General features: G+C 68.5%; 28 protein-coding genes and 1 tRNA gene. 12 read left to right on the forward strand and 17 right to left on the reverse strand.

Annotated elements, in window-relative coordinates:
- The first annotated feature begins 102 nt into the window (after positions 1-102).
- Entirely contained in the window at positions 103-1,005 is a 903-nt protein-coding gene (locus DFJ67_RS12010) for a C40 family peptidase (protein WP_239097348.1), read from the forward strand.
- Positions 1,006-1,048: 43 nt separating this feature from the next.
- Here the strand turns inward: DFJ67_RS12010 and dcd are convergent, their stop codons facing one another.
- Positions 1,049-1,636, reverse strand: a complete 588-nt coding sequence (dcd, locus tag DFJ67_RS12015; RefSeq protein ID WP_116067954.1) for a dCTP deaminase — start codon at positions 1,634-1,636, stop codon at positions 1,049-1,051.
- 44 nt (positions 1,637-1,680) lie between these two features.
- On the opposite strand from dcd, the gene DFJ67_RS12020 reads away from it, so the two are divergent.
- Positions 1,681-2,223, forward strand: a complete 543-nt coding sequence (locus DFJ67_RS12020) for a pyridoxamine 5'-phosphate oxidase family protein (RefSeq protein ID WP_116067955.1) — start codon at positions 1,681-1,683, stop codon at positions 2,221-2,223.
- 54 nt (positions 2,224-2,277) lie between these two features.
- Here DFJ67_RS12020 and DFJ67_RS12025 read toward each other — a convergent pair whose 3' ends face one another.
- The gene (locus DFJ67_RS12025; protein WP_116067956.1) at positions 2,278-3,243 is read right to left on the reverse strand and encodes a zinc metalloprotease; all 966 of its coding nucleotides are present in this window, start codon (positions 3,241-3,243) and stop codon (positions 2,278-2,280) included.
- Between the two features lie 169 nt (positions 3,244-3,412).
- Between DFJ67_RS12025 and DFJ67_RS12030 the strand changes: the two genes are divergently transcribed.
- The 3 genes from DFJ67_RS12030 to DFJ67_RS12045 all read left to right on the forward strand — a co-directional run bounded on the left by DFJ67_RS12030 (position 3,413) and on the right by DFJ67_RS12045 (position 5,570).
- Positions 3,413-3,486 (forward strand) — tRNA-Gly (locus tag DFJ67_RS12030).
- Positions 3,487-4,045: 559 nt separating this feature from the next.
- A complete protein-coding gene (locus DFJ67_RS12040; RefSeq protein WP_116067957.1) occupies positions 4,046-4,708 on the forward strand; it encodes a hypothetical protein in 663 nt (220 codons plus the stop codon).
- Between the two features lie 397 nt (positions 4,709-5,105).
- Positions 5,106-5,570, forward strand: coding sequence for a hypothetical protein (locus DFJ67_RS12045; RefSeq protein WP_116067958.1), 465 nt, complete (start codon positions 5,106-5,108; stop codon positions 5,568-5,570).
- On the opposite strand, the gene DFJ67_RS12050 is transcribed toward DFJ67_RS12045, so the two are convergent.
- Positions 5,557-6,069: a hypothetical protein gene (locus tag DFJ67_RS12050; RefSeq protein WP_147315496.1), complete on the reverse strand. Its 513-nt coding sequence runs from the start codon at positions 6,067-6,069 to the stop codon at positions 5,557-5,559. The two genes, DFJ67_RS12045 and DFJ67_RS12050, sit on opposite strands and share 14 nt — an antisense overlap.
- A gap of 160 nt (positions 6,070-6,229) precedes the next feature.
- Here DFJ67_RS12050 and DFJ67_RS12055 point away from each other — a divergent pair, with 160 nt between their 5' ends.
- On the forward strand, positions 6,230-7,921 hold the full coding sequence (locus DFJ67_RS12055) for an NAD(P)/FAD-dependent oxidoreductase (protein WP_116067960.1): 1,692 nt from the start codon (positions 6,230-6,232) through the stop codon (positions 7,919-7,921).
- On the opposite strand, the gene DFJ67_RS12060 is transcribed toward DFJ67_RS12055, so the two are convergent.
- The 7 genes from DFJ67_RS12060 to DFJ67_RS12090 all read right to left on the reverse strand — a co-directional run bounded on the left by DFJ67_RS12060 (position 7,898) and on the right by DFJ67_RS12090 (position 11,921).
- Positions 7,898-8,725 (reverse strand): hypothetical protein, encoded by an 828-nt coding sequence (locus DFJ67_RS12060; RefSeq protein WP_116067961.1) that lies wholly within the window; start codon positions 8,723-8,725, stop codon positions 7,898-7,900. The two genes, DFJ67_RS12055 and DFJ67_RS12060, sit on opposite strands and share 24 nt — an antisense overlap.
- A 21-nt stretch (positions 8,726-8,746) precedes the next feature.
- On the reverse strand, positions 8,747-9,034 hold the full coding sequence (locus DFJ67_RS12065; RefSeq protein WP_116067962.1) for a helix-turn-helix domain-containing protein: 288 nt from the start codon (positions 9,032-9,034) through the stop codon (positions 8,747-8,749).
- A 22-nt stretch (positions 9,035-9,056) separates the two neighbouring features.
- Positions 9,057-9,428, reverse strand: a complete 372-nt coding sequence (locus DFJ67_RS12070) for a type II toxin-antitoxin system RelE/ParE family toxin (RefSeq protein WP_116067963.1) — start codon at positions 9,426-9,428, stop codon at positions 9,057-9,059.
- A 39-nt stretch (positions 9,429-9,467) separates the two neighbouring features.
- Entirely contained in the window at positions 9,468-10,106 is a 639-nt protein-coding gene (locus tag DFJ67_RS12075) for a class I SAM-dependent DNA methyltransferase (protein ID WP_116067964.1), read from the reverse strand.
- On the reverse strand, positions 10,100-10,570 hold the full coding sequence (locus DFJ67_RS12080) for a DUF4265 domain-containing protein (protein WP_170215813.1): 471 nt from the start codon (positions 10,568-10,570) through the stop codon (positions 10,100-10,102). The genes DFJ67_RS12075 and DFJ67_RS12080 overlap by 7 nt, the downstream gene beginning before the upstream one ends.
- A gap of 62 nt (positions 10,571-10,632) precedes the next feature.
- Positions 10,633-11,583: a permease prefix domain 1-containing protein gene (locus DFJ67_RS12085; RefSeq protein ID WP_116067966.1), complete on the reverse strand. Its 951-nt coding sequence runs from the start codon at positions 11,581-11,583 to the stop codon at positions 10,633-10,635.
- Entirely contained in the window at positions 11,580-11,921 is a 342-nt protein-coding gene (locus DFJ67_RS12090; RefSeq protein ID WP_116067967.1) for a PadR family transcriptional regulator, read from the reverse strand. Before DFJ67_RS12090 ends, DFJ67_RS12085 begins: the two co-directional genes overlap by 4 nt.
- Positions 11,922-12,049: 128 nt before the next feature.
- Here DFJ67_RS12090 and DFJ67_RS12095 point away from each other — a divergent pair, with 128 nt between their 5' ends.
- Complete coding sequence (locus DFJ67_RS12095) at positions 12,050-12,616, forward strand: flavin reductase family protein (RefSeq protein ID WP_116067968.1); 567 nt, start codon at positions 12,050-12,052, stop codon at positions 12,614-12,616.
- A 4-nt stretch (positions 12,617-12,620) separates the two neighbouring features.
- Here DFJ67_RS12095 and DFJ67_RS12100 read toward each other — a convergent pair whose 3' ends face one another.
- Entirely contained in the window at positions 12,621-12,980 is a 360-nt protein-coding gene (locus DFJ67_RS12100; RefSeq protein WP_116067969.1) for a hypothetical protein, read from the reverse strand.
- Between the two features lie 78 nt (positions 12,981-13,058).
- On the opposite strand from DFJ67_RS12100, the gene DFJ67_RS12105 reads away from it, so the two are divergent.
- Genes DFJ67_RS12105 through DFJ67_RS12115 form a run of 3 tightly spaced genes read left to right on the forward strand, consistent with a single transcriptional unit; the run spans position 13,059 to position 14,613 of the window.
- Positions 13,059-13,397 carry an ArsR/SmtB family transcription factor gene (locus DFJ67_RS12105; RefSeq protein ID WP_116067970.1) on the forward strand — a complete coding sequence of 113 codons (339 nt, stop codon included), beginning with the start codon at positions 13,059-13,061 and terminating at the stop codon, positions 13,395-13,397.
- Positions 13,394-13,837, forward strand: coding sequence for an SRPBCC family protein (locus tag DFJ67_RS12110; RefSeq protein ID WP_116067971.1), 444 nt, complete (start codon positions 13,394-13,396; stop codon positions 13,835-13,837). The genes DFJ67_RS12105 and DFJ67_RS12110 overlap by 4 nt, the downstream gene beginning before the upstream one ends.
- Entirely contained in the window at positions 13,834-14,613 is a 780-nt protein-coding gene (locus tag DFJ67_RS12115; RefSeq protein ID WP_116067972.1) for an alpha/beta fold hydrolase, read from the forward strand. The genes DFJ67_RS12110 and DFJ67_RS12115 overlap by 4 nt, the downstream gene beginning before the upstream one ends.
- On the opposite strand, the gene DFJ67_RS12120 is transcribed toward DFJ67_RS12115, so the two are convergent.
- The 5 genes from DFJ67_RS12120 to DFJ67_RS12135 all read right to left on the reverse strand — a co-directional run bounded on the left by DFJ67_RS12120 (position 14,606) and on the right by DFJ67_RS12135 (position 18,550).
- Positions 14,606-15,793, reverse strand: coding sequence for an FAD-dependent oxidoreductase (locus DFJ67_RS12120; protein WP_116067973.1), 1,188 nt, complete (start codon positions 15,791-15,793; stop codon positions 14,606-14,608). The two genes, DFJ67_RS12115 and DFJ67_RS12120, sit on opposite strands and share 8 nt — an antisense overlap.
- Before the next feature lie 177 nt (positions 15,794-15,970).
- A complete protein-coding gene (locus DFJ67_RS12125) occupies positions 15,971-16,162 on the reverse strand; it encodes a DUF397 domain-containing protein (RefSeq protein ID WP_116067974.1) in 192 nt (63 codons plus the stop codon).
- A 182-nt stretch (positions 16,163-16,344) separates the two neighbouring features.
- The gene (locus tag DFJ67_RS43770; protein WP_239097349.1) at positions 16,345-16,545 is read right to left on the reverse strand and encodes a DUF397 domain-containing protein; all 201 of its coding nucleotides are present in this window, start codon (positions 16,543-16,545) and stop codon (positions 16,345-16,347) included.
- A gap of 35 nt (positions 16,546-16,580) precedes the next feature.
- Positions 16,581-17,453 (reverse strand): helix-turn-helix domain-containing protein, encoded by an 873-nt coding sequence (locus DFJ67_RS12130; protein ID WP_239097350.1) that lies wholly within the window; start codon positions 17,451-17,453, stop codon positions 16,581-16,583.
- Positions 17,454-17,971: 518 nt separating this feature from the next.
- Positions 17,972-18,550 (reverse strand): phosphoribosyltransferase family protein, encoded by a 579-nt coding sequence (locus DFJ67_RS12135; protein WP_116067975.1) that lies wholly within the window; start codon positions 18,548-18,550, stop codon positions 17,972-17,974.
- Positions 18,551-18,707: 157 nt separating this feature from the next.
- Between DFJ67_RS12135 and DFJ67_RS12140 the strand changes: the two genes are divergently transcribed.
- Together DFJ67_RS12140 and DFJ67_RS12145 are read left to right on the forward strand one after the other, a co-directional pair.
- Complete coding sequence (locus DFJ67_RS12140; RefSeq protein WP_170215814.1) at positions 18,708-19,358, forward strand: septal ring lytic transglycosylase RlpA family protein; 651 nt, start codon at positions 18,708-18,710, stop codon at positions 19,356-19,358.
- Between the two features lie 71 nt (positions 19,359-19,429).
- A complete protein-coding gene (locus DFJ67_RS12145; protein WP_116067977.1) occupies positions 19,430-20,554 on the forward strand; it encodes a PP2C family protein-serine/threonine phosphatase in 1,125 nt (374 codons plus the stop codon).
- Between the two features lie 9 nt (positions 20,555-20,563).
- On the opposite strand, the gene DFJ67_RS44345 is transcribed toward DFJ67_RS12145, so the two are convergent.
- A complete protein-coding gene (locus DFJ67_RS44345; RefSeq protein WP_275407674.1) occupies positions 20,564-20,698 on the reverse strand; it encodes a hypothetical protein in 135 nt (44 codons plus the stop codon).
- Between the last annotated feature and the right edge of the window lie 75 nt (positions 20,699-20,773).

Genomic DNA, 20,773 nt, shown 5'->3' on the forward strand with positions numbered 1-20,773 from the left:
GGCGTAACCCCCCACGCCGACTCAGTCTCACTACGGGAGGCATTCGCCTTGCGCGCGTCCCGGCCGTTTGTCAACGTCATCCTGGCCGCAGCGGTCGGCCTGGTGGCCGCCGTCCTGCCTGCCGGCATCGCTGCTGCTGAGCCAAGCCCGGCGCAGATCGAGGCGGAAATCGACAAGAAATGGGAACAGCTCGAGCCCGTCATCGAGCAGTACAACAAGGTCCACTCGGATCTTCAGAAAAACCAAAAGAAAGCTAAAGACTTAGGAAAGAAAATCGAGCCGTTGTCGCTACAGGCCGACATCGCACTCGACCGAATCGGTGTCTTCGCGGCCCAGCAATACAAAACCGGCGGCGGAGCCGGCCAGCTCGGAATGCTGCTCAGCGGCGCCAAGACCGGCGACCTGACCGACCAGCTGGCGATGATCGACCTGCTCGCCCGGCAGGAGAAGGCCTCGATCGCCGACGTTGTGGCCACGCGCGACAAGTTCAGCGCGCAGAAGACCAAGCTCGACGCCCTGGTGGCCGACAACAAGAAGAAAGACGGCGAGCTCGCCGCGCGGCGCAAGCAGATCGCGGCCGACATCAAGAAGCTCGAAGACTCGCTGCCGGTCACCCACGTCAAGGTGCCAGGCTGCCCGACCATCGAGACGAAGACCGCGGCCGAGGCCAAGGCGGTCAAGACCGCCTGTGCCCAGATCGGCAAGCCCTACGTGTTCGCCACGGCCGGGCCGAGCACCTTCGACTGCTCGGGCCTGACCGAATACGCCTGGGCGGCGGCGGGTGTCTCGCTGACGCACTACACCGGTGACCAGTGGGACGAGACCTACGCGGTGTCCACACCACGCGCCGGTGACCTGGTGTTCTTCTACAGTCCGGTCAGCCATGTGGGTCTCTACATAGGCAACGGCAAGATGGTGCACGCGCCTCGAGCCGGCAAGCCTGTGCAGATCGGCATAGTCAGCCAGCAGCCGGTCGCGGGTTACCGATCGGTGAAGAAGCGCTGATCCTGGTTTTTGGCGGGGGCCCCTTGGCGGGGCCCCCGCTTTTTTATGCCTCGGGGGCGGTCGGCCAGGTGCGCCAGTTCTGCCAGGCCCGGCTCGGTGTCGGGCCACGCTGGTTCTGGTAGCGGGAGCCGTAGACGGCGGCACCGTAGGGGTGCTCGGCCGGTGACGAGAGCCGGAAGATGCAGAGCTGGCCGATCTTCATGCCCGGCCAGAGCATGATCGGCAGGTTGGCCACGTTCGACAGCTCCAGCGTCACGTGGCCGGAGAAACCCGGGTCGATGAACCCGGCGGTCGAGTGGGTGAGCAGACCGAGGCGGCCCAGGCTGGACTTGCCCTCCAGACGGCCGGCGAGCCGGTCACCCAGAGAGATGACCTCCATCGTCGAGGCGAGCACGAACTCGCCCGGGTGCAACACGAATGGCTGACCGTCAGGAACCTCGACCTGAGCCGTCAACTCGTCCTGCTGGGTGGCCGGGTCGATGTGCGTGTAGAGGTGGTTGTTGAACACCCGAAAGAGCCGGTCAAGGCGCACGTCGATGCTGGACGGTTGCACCAGCGCGGGCTCGAACGGCTCCAACGTCAGGGCGCCCGACTTGATCTCCGTGACCAGGTCACGGTCGGAGAGCAGCATTGAATCACCCTATGGTTCGTACGTATGTACGATAGAATCACTCCATGGCTTCCTGGTCTGAGTTCGCCGCTGATGAGCCGCGACTTGCGCGGGCGATCCACGCCCTCATGCACCAATACGGGCCCGGCCTGGGCTACCTGGCGACCGTCCGCGCTGACGGCGGTCCACGGGTGCACCCGGTCTCACCGGTGATCACTGCCGACGGGCTCTTCTGCTTCATCGTCGACTCACCCAAGCGCCGCGACCTCGAACGCGACGGCCGCTACGCACTCCACTCGTTCCCACCCGAAAACAGCGACGACGAGGCCTATGTCGCCGGGCGGGCCGAGCCGGTCACCGACCCGCGCCGGATCGAAGCCATCGCCAGCAACCTGCGCGCCGAGCCCCGGGTCGACTGGAAGCTCTTCGAGCTCACTGTCGAGGTCGCGATGATCGCCCGCCGCGGCGGCACGGGCGCGGCCACCCCGCTGGTCTCCGGCGCGGCTGGCCCCGAGGTGCGCATCTGGCTCGACCCGACCGGTCGCCGCCGATCATCTCCGCGCCGGGCGACCCGCCCAACCCGGCGTCTCTTGGAAGCAGTCACCTAAACGGCGTCGCCGGCACCGCGGTCGGGGCTCGCGGTGCCGGCGGGGTTGTGCGCTTTACGCCGCGCGGAAGGCGTCCCAGGCGCGCACCATGCGCTTCACCTGGCCCGCGGTGAACTGATACATGCAAGAGTCGTCGGTGTAGTCCATGAAGTTGTGGATCGGGTCGAGCCCTGGCGCCGTGCAGGTGTCGGCCCCAGTCGGGCACTCAAACTGCTCGTGCGCCTCGGCCGGCGTGTCGGCCACGTGGTCGCCCTTGCCCTCACACCCGTTCTCGAACGTGTGCATGAGGTTGAGCCAGTGCCCCACCTCGTGGGTCGCGGTGTCACCCTCGTTGTAGGGCACCGCGTCCCCACCCGGCAGCGACTCGGAAAGAATCACGGCGCCGTCATACTTCGTGATGTTGCGCTTCGGATAGGTCGCCCACCCGAGCAGCCCAGGATCGATGATCCCGACGTAGATGTTGAGCGTCTCCGGCCCACCCTCGCGAAGCTGCCGCTTCATCTGCCGCTCGGCCGGCGTCTCCGACAGAATCGGCGACCAGGCCGGGTTGACCACGCGGTTGACCTTCTTGAGCTTGAAGTGGAACGGCGCCGCCGCCCCACCGGTGAACCCGCCATAGGCCTGGTTGAGCACGTTGATCTGCGCGTCGATCATCGACCGCGGAATGCTGCCGGTCGCCCGCGTCCCGTCTGCGGAGACGACATGCACGACCACCGGAATGTTGATGGTCTTGCGCTGCTCATCGGCCACGCCACCGGTCTTGGCCGCATAGGCGGCGTCGAACTCGGTCTCGGCCGCGGCCACCTCAGCGGGCGACAGGTCGTTGGGATCCTGCCGCTGCGCACCCTTCTTCACCTTGAGATCGATGCTGCTGGTGCCGCTGTCGCAGCTAGCGCTGTTGGCCGGCGCGGCGGCGCTGGCCGGGCTCGCGACACCGGCGGCGCCGGTGCTGAGCACGAGGGCCACAACCGCACCCGTCGTCGCGGCCCGCGCCATCCAGCGCGTTCCATGAAGCGTCATTGACACACCTCTTCCTCCCCGTGGAACAGATGTGACGGACGTTACTCACGCGCGTGGATGGAAGGAACCGCCGTCACCCTCGCCGCAGCCCTCGTCATGCCCCTCAGGCAACAGGGCAGGGGGAGGTTCGTGCGTATCCTGCGGCGGTTGAGTTAGAGTGGTCCCGCTCGCGGGTGTAGTTCAATGGCAGAACATCAGCTTCCCAAGCTGACAGTGCGGGTTCGATTCCCGTCACCCGCTCCACCACGGAAGCCCTGGTCAGGATGTGTCGCCGGCCAGGGCTTCCGTATGTCACGAGGCCGCCCCCGCTTGCGGTGCCCCTTACGTGCCCGATCGCGATCCCGCTTGATCTGGGCACTGAGGCCGGCGGCGATCTGTAGGTCGCGGCGTTCGGTGGCGTGCTGATATATGACCGCAGTGCGGGTCGAGGCATGGCCCATGCGGTGCATCAGCTCCGCGATCGTGGAAGTGGAAGCCGGATAGGCCGGCGGCGGTGACCGTCGCGGTCCAGCGGCTGACCTTCTGGAAGTTGCTCCGTCGCAGGACGGCTCCGGTCGGGCCAGTAAAGATGAGGGCATGAGCGTCAGCGCTGACGTGGTCTTGGAGATGACGCCGCAGATCAGGCCGGACAGCCGCAGGCACAGTGACGGTCCGCTTGCCGGCATCGGTCTTGGGTGGGCCAAACGTCAGCGACCCGTTGGAGCGCTCGACGAGGGTTGTCCGGACGGTGACCGTTCCATCAGGGCCCGGTGACACGTGGCTTGGGTTGGCAGGGGCTTCGGCGATCAACCACGATGAGCGAGTGATCGAGCGGGGAATCGAACAGCGACCGATGGCCGTTGCCCGCGGGCGTGTGATGGCAGTCGTGCTTACAGGCCTTGTTGTCGTCGCGGTGCCAGCTGTGCTCGTTGCCCGGCGCAATCCGAGGCACTACGTACACCTGATGCCGTTCGGCCGGTGGTCAGTCGTGGCGATCGTGCTGTTCACCGCACCGGTGCTGCTCGGCGTCGCGGCGTGGCTTGTTCTGAGGCCAGCGCTGGCGCGGACGGTGGCCGTGCTCGCGGCCGTCTCGTCCTTGGTGGCGCCTTGTTGTGGCCTCCGATTTGTCCGGGGGCCGTCGCTCTACGGCCTCGACAGGCTGGAGCCACGGGTTACCGAAGTTGTAGCCCTTTCCCCAGACGGTTCGTTCGAAGTGGTCCTGCTGCGCTACTTCGAGCCTATGAGTGGCTTCGACGTCTTACGGATCCGGTCGCAGGCCGGGCTGTTCAGCCGGGAAGGCGACCAGGACCTCGCATGCTTCGTCGCCCCGTTCGATCGGCTTGGCCCCGAGGACACCTTCGGTACCGCTCGATTCCTGAGCGACCACCAGATTGAGATCCGCACCGAGGCTGGCCAGCCCTGGACGACCAGGTTTGACCCGCACACCCTTCTGGCCGCCTCCACCCTGTCCCACGGCTGCTGGTAGGCGGCCATCTAGCCGCACCTGTCACCCACGTCCCGACACCGATCTGTCGCGGAGGTCCTGAGACCGCCCGGCTGCCGGCGATGTGCAAACCTTCTGTACGCGTCTTCAAGGCGGCCCGAAACGGGCCGCTCGCGCCGCCGCCAGGGCGCGCACCCGCGCTTAGCTGACGCACACGCGGGCACGCCAACGCCCGCGGCTGGCGCGGATCCGCGGACATCGGACCGCCGAAGAACAGAACCCCTGTTCGCGGAGTGCGCGGACAGGGGGACTCGGCATATCTGCTCCGGGGCCGAGCCCCGTACACCCCACGTTCCCGTGGTTGCGGCTGGTGGGCAGGTCGGTCTTGGGTCAGCCCAGCAGGCCAACGCGCCGGTCACCAGTCCGGTTAGATGCGGGGATGCAGTTGACGAGGGCGTTTACCGAGGAGCAGTTCTCTCATGGCCTGGAGTCGTGGGCGTGGATCGGGTTGGGCGGGAAGACCCCGGTCTTCGCGTCTCCCTTCGGTGACGTCTTCTTTCGATCCAGCGACGGGTTCTGGTGGCTGGACACGTTGGAAGGCAGCTTGACCCGCTCATGGAGCAGTGCCGAGGCGGTGAAAGCGGATCTCGCCACCCCGGAGGGCCAAGACCGGTATCTGCTTGCGGGGCTTGCTTGGGCGGCTGAGCAGCGGGGCCTCGTGCCGAACTCCAGCCAGGTGTATAGCTTCCGGCACCCGCCGGTGCTGGGTGGCGGGGTGGACATCGACAACGTCGAGGTGTCGGGCTTCGTGGTCTGCCTGAACATCGCCGGACAGCTTCATGAGCAGATCAGGGATTTGCCGCCCGGCGCCCCGATCAGCGGCATCACGATCAAGGAGTCGTGAGCAGGTCGGCGCCACCGACGGCTAAGGCCAAGGAAACTCGGCACATATTTGCTCCGGGGTCGGGCCCCGGACACCCCACGTTGCGGTGGTTGCCGCCGACGAGTTCAGGGCTGGAGCAGGTGGCGAAGCTCAGCCAGTGGTCGTCCTGGACGGTCGGCCCTGCGCAGGTTTGGCGCTCCACCTGGCCGGAGCCGAACCGGTCAGCCCGGGCGTCGGTGGTCACCTCCACCCGCCCGTCAACTGCGACCGCGTAGCTGGTGGTGAAGGGGTCGCCTTCCACAGTGGGACGCGTGATGACCAGTCGGGCCGGTCGCCGAGCCCCGGCGGCGTCGATGACGCATTGCAGCACGGAGGCTGGCACGTTCTGGCCAAGGCGGAGGCTGAGTGCGCCGCAGTCTTGCGTATCCAGCTCGACCGGAGGTTCGGACGGCGGGGCGGTCGGCCTGGCCGCCGGGATCGGCTCGGCCGTACAGCCGGCCAGAAGCAGTGTGGCGGCCAACGCGATGAGTCCGTTGTTCCTCATAGCCGGTTGGACTTCGGTCTGGCTGGTGTGGTTCCGCGCCCTGCCCGGCGTGGCCGAGCGGGTGGCGCCGGCGTTTCCGCGATACGGGCCCCGAGGCTTGCTGTGACGGCGCCGCGACGTAGCGTAAAATTGCCGCGTGTCTCTACCGGTGCTTGTCGCCGTTGACCAGGACGCGGGCGCGCTTCGCGACGTTGAGCGGGAGTTGCGTGACCGCTATGGGCGGCACTATCGCGTCATGAGCTTCGGCTCGCCGGCCCAGGCTCAGGGCTGTCTCGAAGAGCTCTCCAGGTCCGGGGATGAAGTCGCGCTGGTGCTCTCGGGACAGCGGGCCTCACCAGACGGCATCGAGTTGCTGGAGGTGGCGCGTCGGCTGCATCCGCACGCCAAGCGTGGGCTTGTGATCGCCTGGGGCGATTGGGGTGAGCGGGAGACCGGCCGGGCGATCTTCGACTCGATGGCTCGCGGCCGCATCGACCATTACGTGCTGCGGCCGTCGGGGCCGCCAGACGAGGCGTTTCACCACTCGATCTCGAGCTTGCTCCTCGGGTGGGCAGACGCCCGGCGCGCTATGCCCTACACCGTTCATATCGTCGGCGAGTCCTGGTCGGGCCGGGCCTACGAGCTGCGCAACGCGCTCGGCCGCTGTGCGATCCCGCATTCGTTTTGCCTGGCCGACTCTGATGCTGGGCGCACCCTGCTCGCCGACGTTGATGAGCGGGAACCGCTCCCGCTCGTCATCTTTCCGAACGGCAAGGTTCTGAAGAACCCCAGCAACGCCGACCTCGCACGGGCCGCCGGCTCCACGGTGAACCCGGACCGGATCGATTTCGACCTCGTCATTGTCGGCGCGGGGCCGGCTGGTCTGTCGGCCGCTGTGTATGGGGCATCGGAAGGGTTCAGCACTCTGGTCGTCGACGAGGGCGGCATCGGTGGGCAGGCGACGTCCAGCTCACTGATTCGCAACTACCTCGGCTTTCCGCGCGGGGTCAGCGGGCGGCGGTTGGCGCAGCGGGCGTACGACCAGGCCTGGATCTTTGGGGCCAATTTCGCGTTCATGCAAAGAGTGACGGGCCTTCGGCGCGAGGGCGACGGGCTTTCGGTGACCCTTTCCGACAGCGGCCGGGTGCGCGCCCGAGCGGTGTTGATTGCGATGGGTGCTGACTATCGCCGGTTGGCCGTCCCGGCGCTCGAGGCGTTGAACGGCGCCGGTGTGTTCTACGGCGGTCCAACGTCCGAGGCGCCGGCGATGGCTGGCCGCGACGTTTTCGTGCTCGGGGGTGCCAACTCGGCCGGACAGGCCGCGGTCTACCTCGCTCGTTACGCGCGGCGCGTCACCCTCGTGGTCCGGGGTGCGTCACTCGACGTGGGAATGTCGCACTATCTGGTCCGCGAGGTCGAGGCGACACCGAATGTGGCGGTCCGGCTTGGCACCGAGATCGTCGGCGGTGGCGGCAACGGTTCGCTGGAGCACCTCGTGCTCCGCCAGGTCGCCGACGGAAGCGAGGAGACCGTCGACGCGGATGGCCTCTTCCTCATGATCGGCGCCAACCCACACACCGAGTGGTTGCCACCGGAGATCGAGCGCGACGCGCAGGGCTTTCTTCTTACCGGCGACGAGGTTCGTGGGTGGTCGCTCGCGCGGCGTCCGTTCCTCCTCGAGACGAGCGTGCCCGGAGTCTTCGCCGCCGGCGACGTTCGGCACGGGTCGGTCAAGCGGGTGGCCTCGGCGGTCGGCGAGGGTTCGATCGCGATCCAGCTGCTGCACGACCTGTTCGCGGCGGACCGGTTGCAACCGAGCGGTTCCTCACGCACGGTCGATGCGGAGTAGCACGCTCTTCGCGCTGGCGGTCGGGTCGTCGGCGAACCGGGCGAACAGGCTGATGCGTGCCGGGGTCCCCGGGGTGCGCAGGTCGTAGTTGAGGACGTGCGACGCGAACGCTCCGGTGCGCGGCAGGACGTTCGGTGGGCCGAAGGTGTCGTCCAGGTCGCGCCGGGTCAGCGTGCCGGCGGGGAAGCGCAGTTCGACGCTCGCCATGCTGAGTTCGCCGGCGTCGACCAGGCATTCGCTGGCACCCAGCGGCGGCGGGTTCGTCGGGATGCCGAGAGCGCTGTGGATCTCGGCCGCGCTTCCGGTTGCCACCGAGCAGAGCCTTACGGCCATAGCCTGTAGCCCGCCGACCACCGACCGCGGATCGGGCGTGACGGTGTGTGCGAGGAAGGGCTCGAAGAAAGCCCGGAGGCGGGCGAGCTCGGGGCTTTCCGGGTCGACGCCCCGTGCGTAGATCGCGACGCCCTCGCCGGCCTGTCGCGCGGCGTCGCCGAAACGCTGCTGGGCGCGGAGCAGCTTCGCGTAGAACAATTTGTGCGTGCCCAGAATGACGGGCTGAACGGGCGTCGCTTGCTCTCCCGATCGGATCGCCTGGGTGATCCGGTGCTCACTGCGTAGCTCGTCGCCGAGCTCCAGCCACAGCGACGCGACGGACGCATAGATGTCTGCCCCATCAGCGTCCAGGCCGGCGAGCCTGGCATCCGCGGCGGCGACGAGTTCGAGTGCGTGCGCCCGATCCTTCTTCACCCGCAGTTGGACCCGGGCTTCGGTGACCAATGCCGCGACGGGCGCTCGCTCGGTCATCCGTCCGCCCTTTCGAGTCGGCTAGGCGGCGTTGGGGTGGGGTCGGAAGGTGATATCGAGATCTGCTTCCAGCGCCGCCGCGATTCGGGCCAGCAACGGCACCGTGGGTGTCGCTCCGCCGGATTCCAGGCGGGAGAGTTGCGGCTGCGTCATGCCGGCTCGGCCAGCCAGCTCGGCCTGGGTCAGACCGATTTCGGTGCGACGGTCATAGACCATCTGGCCGAGGAGGAGTGCCGCGCGCGCCTCTTCGTAGGCAGCCGCGTGCTCGTCAGCGCCGGTCCGCTCCCAGCGGCTGTGACGTGGCGTCATTTTCCTGCCCCTTCCACCGTGCTCATTGCCACTTCCGTTCGTAGACCTCGGTTGCCGGCGCGTGGTCCTCATGCCCTGCTTCACAGGTTTGCTGGGCGGCGATCGCCCGCATGACTTCGGCTCGCTGCACCTGGCGGGTCTTTTGAAACACGGTCAACAGCACCACCCTTGCTGCTGGAGCAAGCCAATAGCTGATCCGCACGGACGATCTATCGAGGTGGAACCGCAGCTCGCGGGTCTTGCCGCCGAGGTGACGCGAGTATGGCTCGCTGAGCGTCTCCGCTCGCTCGGCCAGGATGTCCGCCATCGCCTCGACCTTCGCGTATTCCGTGAGGCGCAGCGTCTCGAGCCAGTCGCGTAGTTCTGGCTCCAACTCGATGGCGTAGCGCCGCACAGACCCAGATTATACCGTCCTTGGTATGTTGGGCACCCCTCAGCGGCGGGAGAAGAGGATTCCGCCGAGGCGGCTTTCGGGGGAGGCCAGGGTCATTCGTGCCTCGGTTGCGAAGCCGGCCTCGCCCAGCCACGACTCGAGCTGATCCGGTTGGCGGCGGTGGACGTGCACCTTCATGGGGTGGCCGCCGTAGCCTTCCGTTTTCAGCCGCGTGTCGTCGCCGACGTGGAAGCTCAGCAGCAGCGGGGCGCCGGGGCGCAGGACGCGGTGGAAGTGTGCGAAGACCGTCGCCACCTCGTCGTCCGGGATGTGGATCAGCGAATACCAGGCGACCAGCCCGCCGAGCGAGGAGTCCTCAACGGCCAGGTCGGTCATCGAGCCCACCGAGAACGTCAGGCTTGGATGGTCGCGCCGGGCGATCGAGATCATTTCGGGCGAGAGGTCGGTCCCGAAGGCGTCGACCCCGAGGGTGTGCAGGTAAGCCGTGAGACGACCCGGTCCGCAGCCCACGTCGGCGACCGGGCCACCACCGCCAGCCTCCACCAGGGAGGCGAACAGGCCCAGCATCGCGCGCTCGTAGGGCGACGAAGCCAGCAGACCCCGCACCTGGTCGGCGTAGCTGGCCGCGACCGTGTCGTAGGACCTGCGCGTGTCGGCCAACCAGTCCGGGTCTACCACCAGTTGAGGGGCTTGTCGTCGGCGTCGAAGACGTTGGCGAAATACCAGGAGGAGCCCGGGGTCGACTCGGACCAGGTCGTCAGAGCACCCTCGATCGCGTTGAAGGTGGCGGTGACCGGGACCGTCACGACCAGGAAGTGCAGGTCGGGCGGCGACTCCACCAGCGCGCCGAGTGGCTCCATCGACGTTCGCAGGGTGTCCAAAGCGGCACTGGATCGGGCTTCCGGCTGCAAATAGGCGACCGCTGCCACGTTTCCGCCGCGCTCATCGACCTCGAGACGTCCGTCGGGGGCCACGGACACCACGTCGCGAGCGGCGCAGCCGAGGGCCAGGCCAGGCGTGCCGAGCAACCGATAGCGCGCGCCGCCCAGGTGCTCGGCGGGGACCATCTCGAAGACCGGTTCCCCGGCCGAGGTGTCACCCGCCCAGAGGCGAACGTGATCGTCGTGCACCTCAGCGGCCATGACCCCGCACACTACGCGCAACGGCCCCGGTCCGAGGACCAGGGCCGCAGCGAAAGGAAGGCTCAGGCGGGGTTGCGGCGGAACCGCACGACGCTGTCGATGATGATCCAGAGCACGGTCAGGATGGTGACCGCGACGGACACGTTCGCGACGGTGTCGAGGTTGTCGGGCTGGCTGAGCCATTCGAAGCGGGCCACGAACTCGGGGCTCAGCAAGCGATCAGTGAGCAGCAGCCAGCACACCGGGACGGCGAACGCGCTGTTGACCAGGGCGTTGGCGCCGACCAGGGGCCAGGTCCAGCGACCGGTCCGGTATTTAACAACCTCCACGGCCAGGTTGGCGACCAGAACGACGATCAGGAACGGCAGCCAGAAGCTCCACAGTGCGGGGTCGAGGAGCGGCACGCTTCCGCCGCCGTCGCGGGCCGGGATGAACGACCAGAAGTGTTGGATCGGCAGGTAGGCGATCACCAGCACGAGCCAGCCGATCGCCGCGGCGGTGTCGGGCAGGGTGATCTGGCGGTTGGGGTGGTCGCGGGGTAGCCGGTCGACCGTCCACTCCGGCAGGTTGAGCGCCGTGTTGGTGCGCTCCAGGATCGCGAAGACCAGCGTGACCCAGAAGGCGATCTGCACGCCGGTCTGGATGGCCGCCGAGATGCCGGCGCCGACCGCCTCGCCCGGCTCACCGTCGGCCGCCTTCACCAGGCCGACCACCACACCCACGGTCGCGGGCACCGAGCTGAGCAGCACCTTGAGGAGCCGCTCCCAGACCAGGTAGTAGGTCGGGCCGATGAGCTGCAACCGGCGGTCGCTGTAGCGGGCCGCGAGCTGAGCGGGGTTGCCGAGCTCGGTCAGCACCGCACGCTCGGCCGCGTCGGCATCCTCGCCGGCCGACGTGCGGCCCTCGATCATGTCCTCGATGGAACCGCGCAGCTCGGCGGCGATCTCGTCCCGGCGCTGGGCGGGAACCGAGCGCAGGGTCGCGCCGACGTAGCGGTCGGTCAGGGAGGTCATCGGTCCACTCCTTCGATCAGTGCGGTCATGGAGGTCTGCACGTCGGCCATGTCGGTGAGCAGGCGGGTCAGCACCGTCTCGCCCTCGTCGCTGGTCCGGTAGAACTTGCGCGGTCGCTTTTCTTCGGTGTTCCACTCGCTGGTCAACAGCCCCTGCTCCTCCAGCCGGCGAAGCAGCGGGTAGAGCGTGTTGGCGTCGACAGGGAAGCCGTTGTCGGTCAGGTGCTGCAGCAGGGCGTAGCCGTAGTCGGGTCGGCGCAACGCGACCAGGCTCGCCACCACGACGGTGCCCCTGCGCAGCTCTTGGAGGTGGATCCGCAGGATCTCATCGGTTGGCATGGGTTACACGATAGTGTGTGCCACACACCATTGTCTAGAGGCACATCATGATGGTGTACGACAACAGTGTGGTCAGACGTGACCCGGTGCGCCGAGCCCGGCCTAAGGTCGAGGCTGGGGGTATCGCCATGGTCGAATCGATCCGCCGGCTGCCCGGCGACAAGGCTTACCGCGTACTCGAATCAGGTCCGACGATCTTGGTTTCGACCCGCAACAAGGCCGGCCGCACCGACCTGATGACCGTCGGCTTCCACATGGTCGTCTCGCACGAGGGCGTGCTGGCCGCGGTCATCTCGCCCGGCGACTTCTCGCAGCGGTCGCTCGCCGAGACCGGCGAATGCGTGATCGGCGTGCCAGGCGTCGACCTGGCGGAGAAGGTGGTCGACATCGGCAACTGCTCGGGCTACGACGTCGACAAGTTTGACCACTTCGGGCTCACCCCGGGCGACGGTGACCGCGTCGCGGCGCCGCTGGTCAACGAGTGTCTGGCCAATGTGGAGTGCACCGTGCTCGATGACTCGCTGGTCAGCGACTACGGCGGGCTGGTGCTCCTCAACGCCGAGCAGGTCTGGGTCAACACCCGGCGCCAGGAGCACCGCACCTTCCACCACAACGGCGACGGCACCTTCAACGCCGACGGCGAGTTCCTCGACCTGCGCGAGCGGATGGTGCTGTGGAAGGAATACCAGACCTAAGCGCTCACCAGATCACCACGGCGCCACTGGCGGACCGCGCCCGCGCGATGGCCAGCACGATGTTGCGCACCCGCCGCTCGATGAAGTCCGGCTCCCGACCGACCGACGCCGACACATAGCCCAGGTTGTCGAGCAGCAGCGCGCAGTCGGCGTCGAGGGCGTCCAACTCCGCACCGGTCTCGGCGTAGACGTCTTCGGTCGCCAGCAGCGGCAGCATCCTGGCGCCCAGCGCCACCACGCACGGCGCGCCGTAGATGCCGGTGCGCGCCGACGTCGGGCCGGCCAGGTCTGATCCCGGCGGGCCATCGAGAAACACCATCTCACCGGCCGGACCGCGGACGTACGCGTGCACCAGGAGGCTCATCGCCGTCGATCCTTCCATATGGTCGCGAGCACAACTAGGCGGTTGCACAACCGATGAGTTGTGGATAGGGTCGGAGACGTGCCCACCGACGAGCTCAGCCTGGTCTTCGGCGCGCTGGCCGACCCGACCCGCCGCGCCATCCTCGAGCGGCTGGCCCGCGGCGACGCCACCGTCAACCAACTCGCCGAACCGTTCGCGATGAGCCAGCAGGCCGTCTCCAAACACATCAAGGTGCTGGAGAACGCCCGCCTGGTGCAGCGCACCCGGGCCGCGCAGGCCCGGCCGTGCGTGCTCGACACTGTCCGGCTCGACGCCGCGGCCGGCTGGATCGCCGAGCACCGGCAGGTCTGGGCCGACCGCTACGACCGGCTCGACGAGCACCTCGCGACGCTGCGACCCCGAAAGGAGGCCCGATGACCGACACCGGTGAGCTCACCTTCCGCCGTGTCCACGCGGCCGAGCCCGAGCTGCTCTTCGACTGCATGACCCAGCCACAGCACCTGACCCATTTCTGGGGGCCGACCGGCACGACCACCCCGCTCGACGGCATCGTCGTCGACCTGCGGCCCGGTGGCGCCTTCGAGACCACGATGGTCAACGAGGGCGACGGCAGCAGCTACACGATGCGGGCGACCTACGTCGAGGTCGAGCGGCCGCACCGGCTGGTCTGGATCGAGCCGGAGTCGCGCGGCGGCATGAAGACGACCGTCACCTTCCACTCGCTCGGCGACGGCCGCACCGAGGTGGTCACCCATCAGACAAATGTGCCGGCCGCCTTCCGCGCCGCCGAGGCGCAGGCCGGGTTCAAGACCAGCCTCGACCGCTTCGCGGCCTACCTCGAAAGGATCACGCCATGACCACCGTGACCTCCACCGACGGCACCACCATCGCCTACGAGCGCAGCGGCAGCGGGCCGCCGTTGATCCTGATCGACGGCGCGATGTGCTACCGCGGGTCCGGCCCGATGCGCGGCTTCGCCGACGCACTGCAGAACAGCTTCACGGTGTACGCGTACGACCGGCGCGGCCGCGGCGAGAGCGGCGACACCCTGCCTTACGCCGTCGAGCGTGAGGTCGACGACCTGCGTGCCCTGGTCACCGAGGCCGGCGGCAGTGCCTACGGCTTCGGCATCTCGTCCGGCGCCGCCCTGCTGCTGCGGGCCGCCGCCGCGGGCGTCGACTTCACCCGGCTGGCGCTCTTCGAGCCGCCGTTCATCTCCGAGACCGACGGCGGCGAATGGAGCCGCGCCTACACGGTAGGTCTCGACGAGGCGTTGGCGGCCGGCCGCGACGGGGATGCGATCGCGCTGTTCATGACCTCCATCGGCATGCCGCCCGAGGCCGTCGCCGGGCTGCGTGGCCAGCCGTTCTGGCCGGTCTTCGAGGCGGTCGCGCCGACGCTGGCCTACGACAACGCCGTCTTGGGTGACGCCGCCGTGCCGCGCGCTGCCGCCGCCGCGATCGCCGTGCCGACCCTGGTCGTCGCCGGTGCGGCGAGCCCCGACAACCTGCGCGCGGCGGTGAAGGCGACGGCCGCCGCGGTGCCCGGCGCGACGCACCGCGAACTGCCGGACCAGACCCACGACGTGTCGCCCGACGCGCTGGCACCGGTGCTGCGGGAGTTTTTCAGCTAGACGCGTGTTCCGGGCGGGCGCCGAGGCCGACGATCCGCGCCGCGAGTCGTTGCAGCATCGGCGTCCGCCCGAGCAGGCGAAGGGGCGCGGGCACCTTGACCGGCCCGGTCGTGTGCAGCAGCGGATCGACCAGGCGGCGTTGTGCCAGCCGTTGCCCGGCCTGCGTGACCACGGTCGGGAAGCGCCGCCGGCGCCGCACTTTGTCGAGGTCGGCGTCGGTGAGGCGGCCGGCCGCGAGCGCCGGGCCGAGGATCCGCGCGGTTGCCACCGCGTCTTGCACGGCCAGGTTGATGCCCACCCCGCCGATCGGCGACATCGCGTGCGCGGCGTCGCCGATCAGCAGCGCGCCCGGCACCGACCAGCGCCGCAACCGGTCGAGTTGGACTGTCAACAGCCGCACGTCGGCCCAGTCGGTCAGCTCGCCGACCCGGTCGGCAAGCGCCGGCGCCCGTGCGGCGACCCGGGCCCGGAACGCGTCGAGTCCGTCGGCCCGCACCTCGTCGTAGCCGCCCTTGGCGATCACGTACGCGCATTGGAAGTAGTCGCCCCGGTCGATGCAGAGCATCAGGCCGCCGGCGCCGATCCGCATGTCGAGCCCGGGCGGGTCGTCGGCCTGCCGGGAGATGCGGAACCAGAGCACATCCATGGGGGCGGCGAACTCGCGTGGCCGCAGGCCGAGCCGCTGGCGGACCACCGAGCCGCGGCCGTCGCACGCCACGGTCAGCCGGGCCCGGACCTCGCCGCCGTCGGCGGTGCGCACGCCGACCACCCGCGGGCCGTCGCGGAGCACGTCGACCACCTCGGTCGACCGGAGCAGCGTGAAGGTCGGCAGCTTCGACGCCTCGTCGGCGAGCACGTCGAGGAAGTCCCACTGGGGCAGGAAGAGCACGTAGGGGTGGCCGCCCGGCAGGCGGCTGAAGTCGGCGAGCCGAACACTCCCGTCGTCGAAGGTCGCCCGTAGCGAGTCGACCTTCCGGCCGGGCCGGCCGGCGAGCGCCGTGCCGAGGCCGATCTCGTCGAGCAGCGTCAGCGTCGACGGATGCACGGTGTCGCCGCGGAAGTCGCGCAGGAAGTCGGCGTGCTTCTCGAGCACGGTGACCTCGACGCCCTGCCGCGCCAGCAACAGTCCAAGAACGACGCCCGCGGGCCCGCCACCCACGACGCAGACGGTGGTCTCGATGACGACCCCTCTCGATGCAAGCCCATCGACAGGGTACGACCCGCGCGGCGGCGGTCAAGGCGTGGTTGCCGACGACGGTGTCGGAGCGAACGCCTTGACCTGTGCCGCGACGGATTTGCACTGACTTCGCCGTCGAACCAGGCGACGGCCGCGCGGGGCGAACGACGGCCCGCCGCTTCAGCGGCGCGGTTCGGCCTCGCGGATGCCGGCGAGGAACTCGCTCCACGCTGAGCGAGAGACTGCCATGACCGGCCCTTCACGGTCTTTCGAGTCACGCACGAGCACTCGACCGTCGAGCGCGCCGACTTCGACGCACGCGCCGTTCGAGCATCTACTAAGCCAGTTGACCCGGTCTTGATCGTTGGACATAGTCACGCTCCCTAGTAGTGACCTACGCATAGCGTAAGCAACCCCGGTAATGCAGGGAACGTGAATGAACGGCGGGAACAAAGGTGAATGTCATAATGTGCGGGGAATTGCGCTGTATTCCGAGCGGGCTGGCAAGCTGTGGATCGTGAGCCGCCAATGAGAGCGCGGCTCACGATCATAGGCTAGTTTGCGCTGAATCGTCCTTCTTTGATGTCGACCATAAAGCTGGTCCACACGCTGCGCGGGAAGGCGAGCGATTCGCCGCCCGGTGACTTGGAGTCACGCATGAGCACCGTGTCCTCCGCGTCCGCCACCTCGACGCAGGCACCGGAGGAGCACCGGGTGCTCTTGCGCCAGGAGATGGCCGCACTCGACTCGTTCAACTTGCAAGCCCTTCGTTCGTGGTTATGTCTAGCGGTCAGACCAGCGCGGTGGCGTGGTCCTTGATGAGCCCCGCCGAGGTTGACTCGTCGTACGCACCATTCCAAATGCGGTCGAAGATGTCCCGATGCCGCTTGATCTTCTCTTTGTCTTCGACGATCTCGTCGAGCAAATCGCTTTCCCGGTGGAGCACCGCCGCGTCTTCGCCACCGTCGGCGAGGTAGACGATTTCGTAGGTCGCCAGCATGGGGATCGGCGCCTGCTCCACGAAGGGAATGATGCGTACGGCGATGCGTTGGTCGCCGATCAGGGTCAGCAGGTGGTCGAGTTGGTCGCGGAGCACGTGGGCGCCGCCGACCTGGCGCAAAAGGACCGACTCGTCGAGCACCACGAACACGTCGGTCTGCTGTGCGGACAGGAAGCTCTGCCGGCGCAGCTCGCGGAGCTTGAGCCGGGCCTCGATGGCTTCCTCGGGCAACTCGCCGCTGAAGGTCTCCAGCACGGCGCGGGCGTAGGCGGGCGTCTGTAGCCGGCCCGGCACGATCAGCGGATAGAAGTAGCGGATCTCGCTCGCCGCCAGCTCCAGGCCCATGAGCTGCACCATCGACGGTGTCAGCAGCTCGCGGTAGGGCGGCGCCTCCCACCACTGCTTGCGCTGCTTGGAGACCTTCGCGGACGCGACGAGCGACTCGACCTGGACCCTGTCTTTGATACCAAGGTAACTGAGCAGGGGTCGAAGATCGTTCTGCGAGATCGTGACCTCGCCGCTCTCGATCCGCATGACCTTGCTGAGCGACCATTCCATCGCCTCGGCGACGTCGCTCTGGGTGATCGCCTTGGCCTCGCGAGCGCGCCGAACGGCGAGGCGCACGCGACGGCGTGCGACGGCCGGCGAGTCGCTCGAGGCCATGTCAGGCGCTCTCCTGTCCGCTAAGAGCGTGCGTCGGGCGGGTACGGCACATTGCCGTGTCGCTGTCTGCTGTCGCTCGGGCAGTGACGTCGCTGCCAGCGTAAGTTGTCCGGGTTACGCCTGTCTGCCGGACGCACGTGTCACGCACATTATGCACGGCGAGCTACCTCACCGGGATCCTGCAACCTGCCATATCGCAGATTGGAACCTTGAGACGCCGAGGGTGGGCCGGTCCACCCTCGGCGCCGTGTGGGGCAGCTCAGCGCGCGATCTCGCGAAGCCGGATCGTCGGGACCGCGCGCCGGCGGCTCTGTTCTTCCACGGCTCTGACCAGGGCCCGCCTAACCTGGCCGAAGCTCTTGCCGCATCTATTGGACCCGGGAAACCTCGCTCTCCGGTAGACGCCAATCTGCAATATCGCAGATAGCGCCATACCCGTCTGGGACCTACCCGGGTGGTAGCTAGCCCTACCAGCGCGAACAGCCGATGCCGAGGCCCCGCGCTCCACAACGGACATGTCAGGTCAGGTCGGCCGCCGTCAGCAGCGAACGCAACCGCAGCCGCTCGGCCACCGGCGCCGGGCAGGCGCTCACGATGGCCGCGCAACCCACGGCCGTCGCACCCCGCGTCGCCACCACGTCGTAGAGCGCCTGGACCTGCGCGCCCGTCGCCACCCAGTCGTCCACCACCAGCACCCGGTCGGCGGCACGGATCTGCCGCTCGCGTACCCCCAAGCGCAATTCCCGGCCGCGATAGTCCGGCGGCGTGCGGGCCCAGGTGACCCGGTCGACCAACTGCCGGTCGCCACCGTCCTTGACCGCCGGCGCGAAACCGACCCCGAGCGCGACCGCGACCAGTGGCCCGACCAGGAAGCCGGTCACCTCCGGCGAGATGACCAGGGTCGGTGCCTCGTCGGCGTAGAGGTCGGCGAGAGCCGGGCCGACCGACGCCAACAGGTCCGGTGAACGCCACCAACCAGACACGTCGCTGACCAGGTGGTCGCTGTGCGCGCCGGGGTCGAACCAGTGGAACGCCTCGGCGAGGGCGGCGCGCAGCGACTGGTCCCGCAGCGGTCGTGAAGTGGCCACGGCAACCATCCTGCACACCGGCACCCACGGCCCACCGCAGGGTCAGTCGATCGGTTGAACGTTTCCGTCCATATTCGGACGAAAGCGAATGATCACGTTGACATCCGGCGTGCCACTCTCGGTACGGTCCGCCACGGTTCACCCCCTGTGGAAGGAGCCAGAGATCGTGGCGGGTAGGCATACCAGGCAACCGGTCGGCGGTTCGCTGTTCGGACCGTTAGCGACCGCGGTCGTGGTGCTGGCGTTGCTGGTCAGTGGCGCTTTTGGAGCGATGAAACTGACTGAGGAGAAGGCCGCGTCGACGGTTGGGCGGATCGACGTCCCACAGTCGACGGCGGAGGTGTCGACCCCTGAGGCAACGTTACCGACAGTAACCACACCAACGCCGACACCGTCCGCGACCACCAAACCCAAGCCGACCCCGAGCAAGACCGCCGAGCACGCCTCGCGTGGCAGCGTCCGGGCACCGAGCACCAAGAAGGCCACCCCCGAGAAGACCACGGCCAAGCCCGCGACCGGCGGCTCGGTGGTCAGCAGCGGCACCTGCGGCGCCTCGTACTACGACGAGGGCCAGATGACCGCCAACGGCGAGACGTTCAACCCTGAGGCGCTCACGGCGGCGCACAAGACCCTGGCATTCAACACGCGGGTACGGGTGACGAACCCGAGCAACGGCAAGTCCGTGGTGGTCCGGATCAACGACCGCGGCCCGTTCGTCGACGGCCGGTGCCTCGACCTGTCGCGGGCGGCGTTCCGCACGATCGCCGACCTCGGCCTGGGCGAGTTGACCGTCAAGTACGAGGTTTTGGGGAGCTGACGACCGACCGGGTTGGTCAGAACCGGATGGACGAGGGGCCAACTTCGTTCAACACCGCACGTCCATCAGGCATGCTGTTCCGCGTACCCATGCGTTTCTCCCCGGCGGGCCGCCGCCCGCTCAGCCCTGGATCCCGCGCCGGCCTCGGCGCGGCCGTCGTGCTGCTCGCGATCGTGTCCGCGGTGGAGATCGCCGACGGCAGCAACGCCAACTACGTGGGCCTGGTCGCGGCCGCGCCGTTCCTGGCCGCGGCGTTCGCGTCCTGGCGGATGGTGCTCGTCGTCGGCGTGCTCGCCACCGTGGTCGGCATCGCGTTCGCGCTGGTCGCCAAGGGCGGCGTGACGCTCGCGACCGGGGTCAACGTCGCCGGTGTCGCGCTGGCCACGGCGATCGCCGCGGTGGTCGCGGTGATCCGGGAACGTCAGGCGACCCGGATCGCCGAATTGTCCAAACTGGCCCAGGTGGCCCAACAGGCAGTCCTCCGCCCGATCGGCCCGCAGACGGGCTCGCTGGCCGTGGCCGGCCGCTACATCTCGGCCACTGCCACGGCCGAGATCGGCGGCGACCTCTACGAGTGCCTCGACACGCCGTACGGCGTGCGGATCATCATCGGCGACGTAAGAGGAAAGGGTCTCGACGCCGTTCGCACCGCGAGCATCGTGCTCGGCTCCTACCGCCACGTCGCCTATGAGCGGGCCGACCTGCGCGCGATCGTCGCCGACCTGGACCGCGCCGTGGCGCGCAGCGTCGGCGACGAAGACTTCGTCACGGCGGCGATGGTCGAGGAGCGGGGCGGCACGCTGACGATCGTCAACTGCGGGCACCCGGCGCCGCTGCTGCTGCGCCGGGGCGAGGTGATCCCGCTCGAACCACCGGCGCCGGCCCCGCCGCTGGGCTTCATGCCGGTCGTCCGGCCGCGGGTCGAGCGGCTCGAGCCCGGCGACCGGCTGTTGCTGTTCACCGACGGCCTCGGCGAGGCGCGCCGGGAGGGCGAGTTCTTCCCGATCGCCGACCGCGCGTGGCGGCTGCTCGGCCACGGCACGGTCGGCGACGGTCTGGCTTCACTCGAGACGGCGCTGGTCGAGTGGGTTCATGGGCGGCTCGATGACGACATCGCCGTCGTCCTGATGGAATACGCCGGGCCGCGCCCGGTCACCACCGCGAGCGTCCCGAGTTGGGAAGTCGGCAGCGAGTAGCCGCGCTCTTCAGGGCTGTTTGGCGGTCACCAGCCGGGGCACCCGGCCGGCCGGGACGACCCGCGCGGCCTCGGGCGCACGGTGCCGGCCGACGTAGCCGGCGCGGGGGTTGAGCAGCAGGTCAGCGAGATGGGCCAGAGTCATCGGGTCCTCCTGCGTCGGGCTCCACCAGCGGAGCGCGGGTAACCACCAAACGACCTCCGACCGGCTACGGTGACG

The sequence above is a fragment of the Asanoa ferruginea genome (genome assembly GCF_003387075.1).
GTDB classification, from domain to species: Bacteria; Actinomycetota; Actinomycetes; order Mycobacteriales; family Micromonosporaceae; genus Asanoa; species Asanoa ferruginea.